This window comes from Capnocytophaga sp. oral taxon 324 str. F0483, from assembly GCF_000318315.2.
Lineage (GTDB): Bacteria > Bacteroidota > Bacteroidia > Flavobacteriales > Flavobacteriaceae > Capnocytophaga > Capnocytophaga ochracea.
Map to the genome: position 1 here is coordinate 184,602 of NZ_KB291527.1, position 11,607 is coordinate 196,208.

14 protein-coding genes and 1 pseudogene are annotated in these 11,607 nt (G+C 40.2%); 1 reads left to right on the forward strand and 14 read right to left on the reverse strand.

From position 1 onward, the window contains the following. Positions 1-2 precede the first annotated feature (2 nt). From HMPREF9072_RS08340 to HMPREF9072_RS12530, 5 genes and pseudogenes are all read right to left on the reverse strand, one after another. Positions 3-2,105 (reverse strand): glycoside hydrolase family 97 protein, encoded by a 2,103-nt coding sequence (locus HMPREF9072_RS08340; RefSeq protein WP_009411295.1) that lies wholly within the window; start codon positions 2,103-2,105, stop codon positions 3-5. 24 nt (positions 2,106-2,129) lie between these two features. After that, complete coding sequence (ruvX, locus tag HMPREF9072_RS08345) at positions 2,130-2,561, reverse strand: Holliday junction resolvase RuvX (RefSeq protein WP_002675451.1); 432 nt, start codon at positions 2,559-2,561, stop codon at positions 2,130-2,132. A gap of 2 nt (positions 2,562-2,563) precedes the next feature. Then, complete coding sequence (locus HMPREF9072_RS08350; RefSeq protein WP_002675452.1) at positions 2,564-3,376, reverse strand: M48 family metallopeptidase; 813 nt, start codon at positions 3,374-3,376, stop codon at positions 2,564-2,566. Next, a complete protein-coding gene (locus tag HMPREF9072_RS08355; RefSeq protein ID WP_009411296.1) occupies positions 3,376-3,807 on the reverse strand; it encodes a hypothetical protein in 432 nt (143 codons plus the stop codon). Before HMPREF9072_RS08355 ends, HMPREF9072_RS08350 begins: the two co-directional genes overlap by 1 nt. Further along, positions 3,804-4,043, reverse strand: a pseudogene (locus HMPREF9072_RS12530) (DUF2752 domain-containing protein); the annotation flags it as partial. The pseudogene HMPREF9072_RS12530 and the gene HMPREF9072_RS08355, both read right to left, overlap by 4 nt. On the opposite strand from HMPREF9072_RS12530, the gene HMPREF9072_RS12535 reads away from it, so the two are divergent. Continuing rightward, positions 3,964-4,131, forward strand: a complete 168-nt coding sequence (locus HMPREF9072_RS12535; RefSeq protein WP_009417661.1) for a hypothetical protein — start codon at positions 3,964-3,966, stop codon at positions 4,129-4,131. The pseudogene HMPREF9072_RS12530 and the gene HMPREF9072_RS12535 sit on opposite strands and share 80 nt — an antisense overlap. A gap of 80 nt (positions 4,132-4,211) precedes the next feature. Here the strand turns inward: HMPREF9072_RS12535 and HMPREF9072_RS08365 are convergent, their stop codons facing one another. From HMPREF9072_RS08365 to HMPREF9072_RS08405, 9 genes are all read right to left on the reverse strand, one after another. Continuing rightward, positions 4,212-4,553 carry a TM2 domain-containing protein gene (locus tag HMPREF9072_RS08365; RefSeq protein WP_009411298.1) on the reverse strand — a complete coding sequence of 114 codons (342 nt, stop codon included), beginning with the start codon at positions 4,551-4,553 and terminating at the stop codon, positions 4,212-4,214. Between the two features lie 696 nt (positions 4,554-5,249). Continuing rightward, on the reverse strand, positions 5,250-5,633 hold the full coding sequence (locus tag HMPREF9072_RS08370; RefSeq protein WP_009411299.1) for a hypothetical protein: 384 nt from the start codon (positions 5,631-5,633) through the stop codon (positions 5,250-5,252). Next, on the reverse strand, positions 5,623-5,865 hold the full coding sequence (locus tag HMPREF9072_RS08375; RefSeq protein ID WP_082315870.1) for an AtpZ/AtpI family protein: 243 nt from the start codon (positions 5,863-5,865) through the stop codon (positions 5,623-5,625). Before HMPREF9072_RS08375 ends, HMPREF9072_RS08370 begins: the two co-directional genes overlap by 11 nt. After that, entirely contained in the window at positions 5,816-6,262 is a 447-nt protein-coding gene (locus HMPREF9072_RS08380) for a polymer-forming cytoskeletal protein (RefSeq protein ID WP_009411301.1), read from the reverse strand. Before HMPREF9072_RS08380 ends, HMPREF9072_RS08375 begins: the two co-directional genes overlap by 50 nt. A gap of 179 nt (positions 6,263-6,441) precedes the next feature. Beyond that, a complete protein-coding gene (locus HMPREF9072_RS08385; RefSeq protein ID WP_009411302.1) occupies positions 6,442-6,993 on the reverse strand; it encodes a Maf-like protein in 552 nt (183 codons plus the stop codon). Then, entirely contained in the window at positions 6,993-8,852 is a 1,860-nt protein-coding gene (gene mrdA / locus HMPREF9072_RS08390) for a penicillin-binding protein 2 (protein WP_009411303.1), read from the reverse strand. Before mrdA ends, HMPREF9072_RS08385 begins: the two co-directional genes overlap by 1 nt. Then, on the reverse strand, positions 8,849-9,355 hold the full coding sequence (gene mreD / locus HMPREF9072_RS08395) for a rod shape-determining protein MreD (protein WP_009411304.1): 507 nt from the start codon (positions 9,353-9,355) through the stop codon (positions 8,849-8,851). The genes mrdA and mreD overlap by 4 nt, the downstream gene beginning before the upstream one ends. Continuing rightward, a complete protein-coding gene (gene mreC / locus HMPREF9072_RS08400; RefSeq protein WP_002675472.1) occupies positions 9,352-10,188 on the reverse strand; it encodes a rod shape-determining protein MreC in 837 nt (278 codons plus the stop codon). The genes mreD and mreC overlap by 4 nt, the downstream gene beginning before the upstream one ends. A 35-nt stretch (positions 10,189-10,223) precedes the next feature. Continuing rightward, positions 10,224-11,252, reverse strand: coding sequence for a rod shape-determining protein (locus tag HMPREF9072_RS08405; RefSeq protein ID WP_002675473.1), 1,029 nt, complete (start codon positions 11,250-11,252; stop codon positions 10,224-10,226). Positions 11,253-11,607 lie beyond the last annotated feature (355 nt).

Consider the following 11,607-nt stretch of genomic DNA (forward strand, 5'->3'; position numbering starts at 1 on the left):
AATCACTTGATACTTATAGCCAAGCCACCACTGGGGGCAAGGCGTTGTTTGAGTTTGGTTTTTTGAGTTACTTTCATTGTTTTGATGGAGTAACTATTGGGATTGGTACGCCAATCGGCATTTTTGCCATCGGTGTAGAGGGTAGCGGTATAGGTTTTTCCTTTGGGTAGAAAGCTGAAATCAATGAGAGCTTCACGGGCGTTTTCATCGGTGATAGCGCCTACAAACCACTCGTTTTTACCTTTAGCTTTGCGGGCAATGGTGATGTAATCGCCGGGTTCGGCTTCTAAAATATAAGTATTATCCCAGTCGGCTGCTACATCTTTGATAAATTGGAAAGCATCGAGGTGTTTTTCGTAGTTCTCGGGCAAGTCGGCCGCCATTTGTAACGGACTGTACATTGTTACGTAGAGCGCCAACTGCTTCACAAGGGTAGTACTACGTTTGGCTTTGTTGTTGCCATATCGGCTCAAATCGCCTTCAAAAATACCAGGGGTATAGTCCATAGCGCCACCCATCAAGCGGGTAAAGGGGAGGATAGTAGTATGTTCGGGGCGATTGCCGTTGAACGACTCAAATTCGGTACCGCGTGCACTCTCTTGGGCTACCCAGTTAGGGTAAGTACGGCTCATACCGGTAGGTCGCACCGCCTCGTGAGAATTGACCATTATGCGGTACTTAGCAGCGGTTTCGGCTACATAGTTGTAGTGGTTTACCATCCATTGTCCGTCGTGGTATTCGCTGCGCGGGATGATAGGTCCAACATAACCTGTTTTCACGGCGTCGTAACCGTTGTCGTTCATAAAGCGGAAAGCCTCGTGCAGGTGGCGTTCGTAATCAACTACTGAGGAGGTAGTTTCGTGGTGCATAATCAGTTTTACTCCTTTGCCAGCGGCGTATTGGTGTAGTGCTTGTACATCAAAATCGGGGTAAGCTTTGGTAAAGCTGTAGATGCGCTCTTTGTCGTAAGCATAATTATCTTCCCAACCCTCGTTCCAACCTTCCACAAGAACGGCATCAAAATCGTGTTGAGCGGCAAAATTGATGTATTGTTTTATGTGCTCGGTATTAGCACCGTGATGTCCGTTAGGTTTTAGTTTTGTATAATCGGTAACGCCAATGGTAATATCGCGGTCATCGGAGTAAGCCCACGTACTGCCGCCTCCTATGAAATACTCCCACCAAACGCCTATGTATTTAGTAGGGTGAATCCAAGAAGTATCGGCGATTTTACAGGGTTCGTTGAGGTTGAGGATAAGGTTAGAAGCTAAAATATCACGGGCATCATCGCTTACTACTATCGTACGCCACGGCGTTACGCTACCTGTTTGAATATAGCCTTTTACCCCATTCTTATCGGGGACTAAATGAGCTGATAACTGATGTTTGACAGCATTAACGTTGAGCATCATCGAAGGGTAATTCACCAAAGCAGCTTCGTGCAGATTGATGTACAATCCATCATTTGATTTGAGCATCAAAGGCGTTTGTACAGCTACATTGGGAGTAGGTGCTTTGGCAGCCAAAGGCTCTTCGCGCACTTTGTCGATAAGTTTAGAAATTTCCGAAATAGCAGAAGTGGTAATAGGAAACTCGTTGGTGTCGTAGTCAGCGGGAATCCAAAAAGCCTTGTGGTTACCCGAAAGCTGAAAAGTAGAGAGTTCCTCTTGAATTCTAAAATGACGGAAGTTAGCTTGCACTGGAAATTCATAGCGGAAACCTAAACCGTCGTTGAACAAGCGAAACCGCAAGTACAATTGTCGTCCGTTGTTTTTCTGAGTGAGACGGACGAACATTTCTTTGTGATGGTCGCGTATTTCTTTGTTTTCGCCCAATACGGGTTGCCATACACTATTAGCTTCAGCAAATTGAACATCTGTGATTTCAAAATTGCTGTTGAAATCCTCCTTTTGGTTGATTACAAACCCCAGAACACTTTCACTGATGACTGTTTTGCCTTTGAAAGTTAAGGCATAAGTAGGCGTACCTTTTTCATTAAGCCGAAATGAGAGTTTGAGGTTCCCGTTAGGAGATGAAAGAGTTTGCGCAAATAGAAGAGGCGCAACACACAACATACATACAATAGTGATAATAAACTTTTTCATTGGTTAAATATTTTTATCGTGATTTTATCTTTTGCTTGACCACTCATTGGCTCTCCCTGAGAGAAATTCTTGTAAGATAATAGTCGCGCTTATTTCATCTATCAGCGCTTTGTTTTGGCGTTGTTTCTTTTTTAGTCCGCTATCAATCATTGTTTGGAAAGCAAGTTTGGAGGTAAACCGCTCGTCTTGACGGTGGATAGGTATCTCGGGAAACTCCTGTTGTAACTTACTGATAAACTTTTGTATCTCAGCCTCTACACTGGAATCCTCACTGTTCATTCGTTTAGGTTGCCCAATCACAAAGGCTTCTACGGCTTCCTCGGCAGTGTATTGTTTTAGGAAAGCGAGTAGGGTAGGGGTTTCTACTGTGCAAAGCCCCGAAGCGATGATTTGCAGGGGGTCGGTTACAGCAATACCTGTGCGTTTGGTTCCGTAGTCTATAGCTAAGAGTCGCATAATTATTCTTCCTCTATGATTTCCTTAAATGTTTCCCAAGTAGATGAAGAAATAACAGGCTTGTAGTTAGTTCGCTGTTTACTGATATTTTGTAGCAAATACTCTTTCCTATCCTTTGGAAAAGGGTGAGTGCTCACCCATTTAAATGCCGAAGGCGGAGTATTCTTATCATCTATCACCCCTATAAACTCAGCAAAAGGTTTAGGGTCTATCTTCGCATTTTGTATATAGGTAAGTCCCACAAGGTCGGCTTCTTTTTCCATATTTCGGTTAAAAGCACTCGAAGATACGATTCTGCCTACTTCTGTAATCATCGAAAGGTCTGACCGCCCCGAAATAATAGCAAACAAAGTGCCTATCCCTAATTCTCTTACAAGCGACTGCATTACGTGATCTTTTTCAATATGCGCCAGCTCGTGCCCAATCACCCCACAAAGGGCTTCTGGGCTTGAAGTCTTTTTTACAAGTCCTGTATAAATCATCAGTTGGTGATTAGGCAAAGCAAAAGCATTTACCTCTTCACTATCTAATAAGTACACTTTCAGCTCCTTCCGGTCGATGTTATTAGCATCACATATTTTGGTCACCATACTGTCGATAGTCGCTACTGCAAGGCTATCGTCTACCACCGAGTTTCTGCTCGTGAAGTCCTCAAACATCATTTCACCCAGCTTCACCTCTATTTTCTTCACGTATTCATTCCTTATCAGCGGGTTAATCTTAAAAATCCCCAACCAGTTTACTTGTTGCAGTAAAAACCAACCGCCAAAGAAAACACACAGTAAAATAGTGCCTCTTGATATTACTTTATTCATTATTTTTTCACTATTAAATCTACAATATCACCGTAAAACCACCACGATAAATGTTCGCCCTTGCGTATCTTTATGGCAGAATAAAACGTGCCTATAATTTCATAGACATTAAAGATAAAGGCAATGATCAGCCAAGCAATATAAGCATTAGTTACTAAATTGCTCCCCAATACTATTGATACAGTCCACCAGAAAGTAGTGGTGTTTACAAAAAATAAGAAGAGTTGTGAAACGAAGGCTTGATAACAATGCCAACGCACAAAAAAAGAGCCTTTGCGATGTGCCACCAGAAAGAATATGGTAGCCAGTAGATTGATGATAGGCAAAGGCATTCCCGCCATAATAGCCACTATCGACATTATATAGCTATTGGCAGCGCGCTCCTTGTCACCATCGCTGATGCGTTCGTTTAATTGTTTAGATTCTATCATAAACCTTTATAAATATTCCAAATCCAGTTCAGTACTATGAGAATAAAAAAGGGAATATACACGTAAGGGTGTTTAAAGAATTTTTCAAACTTTATGTAAGCTCCCTGCAAAGTAGTTTTCTTTCTGCATAAATCATAAAGTAACCACAACGGAGTAATGATAAGTAATACCGATGCCAATACCCCAAGCGGATTAGTCAGTAACGCCTCTCCCCAGTGTCCTTCAAAAAAAGCCTCAACTGACCGCGTGGTACCACACGACGGACAGGGGTACCCCGTAACATTCTTTATTGCACAAACAGTAACCCCTATGTCCTGTCCGTGAAAAACATAGTGGCTAAGTAGCCACCCCCAACAGGCAAGACATAGGAGTGTGATGAAAGTATAGAACTTTTTAGTCGTCAATTAGTAACTAAGTGATGAAGCTAATAATTCGGCATTTTTGTCTCTTGTAGCGTCCATAATTAGGAACCAGTCCACAATCGTCCAAATACCCAAACCACCACAAGTAAGTAATTTACCAACTCCCATACCTACATCGCCGATGTAGAAACGGTCAATACCCAAATTTCCTGCAAAAATAGAAATGAGGAGAGAAGTAGTAGGGTCTTTAAACTGTATCGTTTGTAGCATTACCCATTTTGATTCGTCCAAAGAAAGAAGCTTTTCACGAATTTGAGGAACGATTTCAGGTCTGAAAAATTTACCATTAGTTACGATAAACATATCCACTTTTTGTGCATCCATAGTGTGTAAAATTATGATATTAAAATTATGGCGCAATATTACAGCATTTTTTTGATATTGCCTAATATTTTAACAAAAAAAGTTATACTTTTAATTCAAATTCACAGATAGTGTCTTTAACAAGGTGTTTTTCTACAAAATTGCAACACTCGGTTTTTACATTTCCCTTATCTTACCATCGCCTTGCCTTCATCATTCGCCTCTCGTCCTTTGTCATTTGTTCCCTTTTCCGTCACTATATTCCCCTTCTCCGAGATAGCCAGCAACAACTGGGTATGTGTAAAGGGGGAGGTTATCTCCTAGTGCCTATGGCCTAAGGCCTATCACCTCTTCCTCTCTCTTTCGCCTCGAAACCCCGTTTTTACCATTTTTATTATTGTTGTATTATAGTATAAATCAAGTACTTATATACCCTTTCTATACCAATCGTCCAAGATTCGTATAAGCTTCCTATAAGCTACCTATAAGCTAACTACATTCATCCTCATAGCCTTTTCTCATCAAAAAACCTCCCAACTCACTTTTTATATTTTTCGTTTTCCTCCGATAACTCAGACCAGTCCAATTTGTCCGACAAGTCAGACCCATCAAAAAACTATTTTTATCACTATTCATTCTCTCATTTCCAAATTTCCTAATTCTCTCATTTGCTAATTTCCAAATTTTTTAATTTTCTACCCGCCATACGGCTCGCACTTATTTTATCAACCGAATTGCTAATACAGCTTCTATGGTTGTGAAATAAAGAGAGGGCAATAAGATGAAGAGCATTTCGTATAAAGGAGAAGGACTTACAGTTTTTACCAGCGGAAGTGAGAGAATTACTACGGCTACAAAGCGCAATACAAAGCCCGCCATAAAAGCAAAAGCAGTGTGCTGTTTGCGTCTTTTGTTTACGATGAAGATAATACTAAATAAGAAGAAAGATAAGCCACAATGGAAGATGAGCAAGGTATTTAGCGAATAGTACAAACTAACACCCTCTGTGTTTACGTAATAATTGTACAGCCAAAAGAGTCCTACCCCTCCGGCAATAAGCAATAATAAATATTTTACAAACAGAAGTATGTTACTCTTCATCGCTCATCTGTTGGGCTTTCTTAATTACTGAATACATAGCTCCAAATACCCCAAAAAGCGAACATACCACTGTCCATAGAGAGTACTCATTAGGAAATTTACCATCTAACCAAACACCAAAAAAGCTACAAATGGCTATGGTAATAGCCATTTGTAGCCCTATTTGTGAAAAGGTAATCCACTTATTTAGGTGGTTGTTTTTCGGCTGTAAGTGGTGCTTGTGGTTTTTCATTGATGGTAAAGCTGTTTTTGCCTCCTTTCATCGAGCAAGAAACGTTAAATACCGCTCCTGGTTCTATAGAAAGCTTATCTACGTACACTTCGCCTTCTACAACTGCAGTAGATTTTAAACTTAAAATACTACTCACTTTAAGGGTACCTGTTATTTTACCTTCAATATCGGCGTTTTCGCAAATCACAGTGCCTTTTATTACACCGGTTCTGCCTACTACTAATTTACCTGAAGTTTGGAAAGTTCCTTCCACTTCACCATCAATTCTAAAATCAGATTTTGAATTGATTTCTCCTTTGAATTTTGTTTCAGCAACAATACGGTTGCTACTTCCTGTGGGATTTTCTGCTGCCATAATAATCTTTTTATTATCTCTCTCTTTATTAAATATAGTCATTTGTATTTCTATTTAAAATACAGCCCCAAAAGTACAATAAATATTTTAAAACTGCAATTTTTTTAATGATTCTTTTTTTTATTATTTTTCTTAATAAATTGTTTCTTAATAGTTTAAGCTAATTAATATGTAAGAAAAAACTCTGGTAAAATTCAAGAATTACCAGAGTTTATTTGTTTTTATATTTGTTCTTTAATTAAATGCGTAGGCAGTCCCATTACGTTGTTATAAGAGCCTTCAATAGTGGTAACTCCTATATGTCCTATCCACTCCTGTATACCATAAGCTCCTGCTTTGTCAAATGGCTGATAGTGACTGATGTAATAGGTTATTTCGTCATCGGAAAGCTCTTTAAAGGTTACTTTCGTAATACAGTGCTTCGTTATTTGCTTTTCATTAGTAGTAAAACATATAGAGGTAATTACCTCGTGAGTCTTCCCTGAGAGCGAACGTAACATTGCAAAGGCTTCGGTAGCGTCTTTGGGTTTACCAAGGGCTTTACCTTCGTGCCACACAATAGTATCAGAGGTGAGAAGCACACAATCCGTAGGTATTTCACCCGCAAAGGGCGTAGCTTTCAGCTGGGCGAGATAGTCGGTGATTTGCTCTCGCTTTAAGTGTTTAGGGTAGGTTTCGTCTATGGGTCTAAGAACTACCTCATAAGAGATATCTAATTCTTTCAGGAACTGCTGACGGCGCGGTGAGCCTGAGGCTAATATAATCTTTTTCATTATCGGTTGATGGTAAAAGGCAATTCGCTATAAGGCTTCATATATTCGTCTTCAAGACTCTTTTCGAGCATTTGCTTTTCGAGGTCGCAGCGGTATACTTCCCCTTTTAGGTATTTTTCAATCATTAGTGAGGCGATGGGAGCAGCTACTCGTGCTCCGTAATACCCGTTTTCCACAAATACGGCAATAGCAATCTTAGGGTCTTCTATGGGGGCAAAAGCTACAAATATAGAGTGGTCAGTAAGTTGCATACGCTTGCCATTCACTTTTATAAAGTTTTCGGCGGTACCTGTTTTAGCAGCAATATTAATACCTTCAATTTGGGTACGGCGTGCGGTACCTTGTTCATATGCCATATTCATACCTCTAATCACAGGTTCAAAGTTCTTAGGGGCTATCGTAGTGTGTTTAGCAACGGTATACTCTTGAAATGGAGTAATTTTATTATCTATTTTTTTTACGATATGAGGGGTATAGTAATAACCTCTATTAGCGATGGCTGCCATCACATTAGCAAGCTGTATAGGAGTGGTGAGCAATTCTCCTTGCCCAATAGCGTTAGAGATATTGGTTGTACCATTCCAGCGACCTTTACCATATTGTTTGTCATACAAAGCAGTATTAGGTACTTTCCCTGCACGTCCCGTCGGTAGGTCAGCACCTAAAAAGCTTCCCAATCCAAAACTTCGTACGTGAGCATTCCACTTGTCCATACCCACTGCCGAAGTGGTTTTCATATCAATAGCGCGCTTATAGGTATTCGCAAAATAAGAGTTACAAGAAAAAGCTATCCCGTGTAATAAGTCATTAGAACTGCGCCCGCAGTGGCAACGCATTATACGCCCTCCAAAACGATAACCTCCTCCACAGCTGAACACACTACCTGGTGTTATCACACCTTCCTGTAAACCTATGAGTGCGTTTATTACTTTAAAGGGCGAACCTGGTGGGTATTCTGCTAATAGTGTGCGGTCGTAAAGAGGTTTAGCAATCGAATCGTTATAAAGGGCTGTGTAATTCTTAGAGCGTTCACGTCCTACCAACAGAGCAGGGTCAAAAGTAGGTGCTGATATCAATGCGAGAATCTCACCTGTTTTAGGTTCTATAGCTACAATTCCGCCGTGTTTGTGTTGCATCAGCATTTCGCCATAGGCTTGCAAATTGATGTCTATGGTTAGTTGCAATGGTTGTCCAGTGATAGGCAAAGTATCCATTGCACCATTCTTATAGCGTTCAATGGCAGCGTTGTGTTTGTCCTTTTGGAAGAATTGTACACCTTTTTTACCTCGTAAGAATTCCTCGTATTGTTTTTCTACCCCACTGCGTCCTATCAGTTCACCAGCTAAGTAATAAGGGTTCTTTTTTAGTTCCCATTCATTTACCTCGCTGATATATCCCAATACATTCCCCGCATTGTGGGTGAGGTAACTGCGGAGCATTCGCTTCTGTATATAAAATCCTTGAAACTTGCGCAACTTTTCTTGTAGTACAGCATAATCATCTCTGGAGAGCTGGTGCACGATTACCGAAGGTTTTTTGCGTGAGTAATCACTTGCTTTTATGAGCCGTTCCCTAAACTCTTCTTTACTGATTTCAAGGAGTCCACAAAGCTCTAAGGTATCGAGAGTTTTCACCTCACTGGGCACAACCATCACGTCATAGGCAGGTTGGTTCGATACCAATAGTTCTCCATTACGGTCGTAAATATATCCGCGTTCGGGGTAATCGTATACCGTTTCAATAGCAATGTTGTCAATTCCTGTATTTTCCTCGTGAAATATTACTTGTAAGAAGAATAACCGTACTAAGAACACCACTGCCACAAAAAGAATAATAATGGGCAACAGATATTTTCTCATTTCTTATTTTTACTAAACAGATAGATGAATAGCAAACAAACGATGATAGTGAAGATAGATGCTCCTACAATCTTTGCTAATGTAAGAAACAAGTGATTGAAGTTAAAGACTTCTAAGAAATAAAACAGTGTGTGATGCACTACCACCATCAAGGTTGTATAGCTAAAAATCTTAGAAAACGGATAAGCGAGCAAATCCAATTCTTGATACTCAAAATTCTTGCCAAATACTGTTAGTAGTATCGGATTACGCAAATAAGCTATGAGTACACTACTGGCAGCGTGCAACCCTCCCGTATTAGAAAAAATGTCTATACATAACCCTATTAAAAATGCCGCTACCAATGAAGGCATTCTGTTTTCACGATAGGGTAATAACAGTATAAACACTATGTAAACCATCGGATTTACATAGCCCCAATACTCCACATTGTTGAAGATGAGTACCTGCAACAACACTAAGAATACAAATAAATATACATTTCTTACTACTGGGTGACTCATTTTGGGTTCTGTTTTTCTAAGTCAGAAACGGCTGCTCTATCTCTATCTTCAATAATATACACATATTCAAGGTTCGACATATCAGCAAATAGCTTTACATCAATGATATACGTATTATCCTTTTTGCTCTTTTCAAAATGAACTATCCTGCCAATAGGAATTCCCTTAGGGAATATGTTCGACATACCCCCTGTTACAATTGTATCTCCATTCTGTATAGGGGCTATATTAGGTACTTCTAACAGCTGTACTTTATTCACCTCTCGGGTATCCCAACGCAATGAACCAAAGTGTTGCGTGCGCTTCACCATTGCATTCAGTGCCGACCTAGTATTCAGTACACTTTGTACAGTGGCAAACCTCTCCGAAGTATTCTCTATTATTCCCACAACTCCTTGTGGCGAGAGCACTCCCATATCTTGCTTTACACCGTCTTTTGTACCTTTGTCGATAGTGAGGTAGTTGTTTTTTAAACGGAAACTATTTTTAATCACATTTGCTTTAAGTACCTTATATTTCAGTGAATCGGTAGTGGGAAATGACACCGAATCTACAAGTGATATATTGCGGATTTGCTGTTCCATCCGTAAGAGTTGTGAGCGCAGAGCTCTATTCTCCTCAGTAAGGGTTTCGTTCTGACCGCGTAAGCTAAAATATTGTGCCCAATAGTCTGTGAAACTGTAAAGCCTACCCGACACTGCATTCGCTGAGTTTATGTAAGCACTCTGAGGATAATAATTGCTGTTAAAAACCAAACCAATAGCGCATAAGAACAGTGCGAGGAACACAAAAAAATCCCTCGACCTCATAAAGAATTGAATGATTTGGTTCATACCTCTTGTTTCTTATCTCTTACCTCTATCTATCTTTACTTTAATAAAATACTTCTGAATTTGTTAATGTTTTTTAGAGTGATACCTGTTCCACGTACTACGGCACGCAAAGGGTCTTCGGCTACGTATACAGGGAGGTCAGTTTTCATAGAAATACGTTTGTCTAACCCTCGCAACATCGATCCACCACCTGCCATATAGATACCTGTATTATAGATATCGGCAGCTAATTCAGGAGGCGTTTGCGAAAGTGTCTCCATTATAGCATCTTCTATACGAAGAATAGACTTATCCAGTGCTTTCACCATTTCGCGGTAGGATACTTGCACTTGCTTAGGTTTACCGGTGAGCAGGTCACGCCCTTGTACCATAATATCATCTGGTGGGGCATCGAGGTCTTCAGTAGCAGCTCCTACGGTCATCTTAATGTTTTCTGCAGTACTTTCCCCTACGTAAAGGTTGTGTTGCGTACGCATATAGTGCACAATATCCGAGTTAAAAATATCCCCTGCAATTTTTACCGACTTGTCGCATACAATACCCCCTAAGGCAATCACCGCAATCTCGGTAGTACCCCCACCTATGTCGATAATCATATTACCCTTAGGTTGCATAATGTCAAGCCCTATACCAATAGCCGCTGCCATCGGTTCGTGTACGAGGTAAATATCCTTACCGTTCACACGTTCGCACGACTCGCGTACCGCACGCGTTTCCACCTCGGTAATTCCTGAGGGGATACAAACTACCATACGCAACGAAGGCGAGAAAAAGCGTTTGCGCAACGCAGGTATACTCTTAATGAGCATTCCTATCATCTGTTCCGAAGCGTCAAAGTCGGCAATTACCCCGTCTTTTAGCGGACGAACAGTGGTGATATTAGGGTGTGTTTTCCCTTGCATTAGCCGTGCTTCTCTACCTACGGCTATAATTCTTCTGGTTGTCCTATCTATTGCTACAATCGATGGACTATCAATCACTACCCTGTCATTGTGAATAATGAGGGTGTTTGCAGTACCCAAATCAATGGCTATTTCTTCTGTCAAGAAATCAAAAAAACCCATATTATTTTTCTTTCTATTATATATTTATCTTATAAATCAGTTATTTAAGTGTTTTGTAGACACTACTTTTTGCGGGTGCAATTTTACGATTTTTTTTTGACCTACACAAATATTCTTACACTTTTTCTCAAAACTTTATGGCTAACCTCCTCTTATCTTGCTGTTTATCAGTTCATATGAATTTCTATTAAATAATGTCTATTCGATATAATATAACATCTTTTAGGTATACGTAAAACTAATTTCTAATCTCGCATAGTGTTCTACAATAGCTCACCGACTTTTGAGTAAGCTCCGAGTTCCTATCCTTATCCATTACTCATTCCCTTTTCTTTCGCCTCGAAACCCTGTTTTT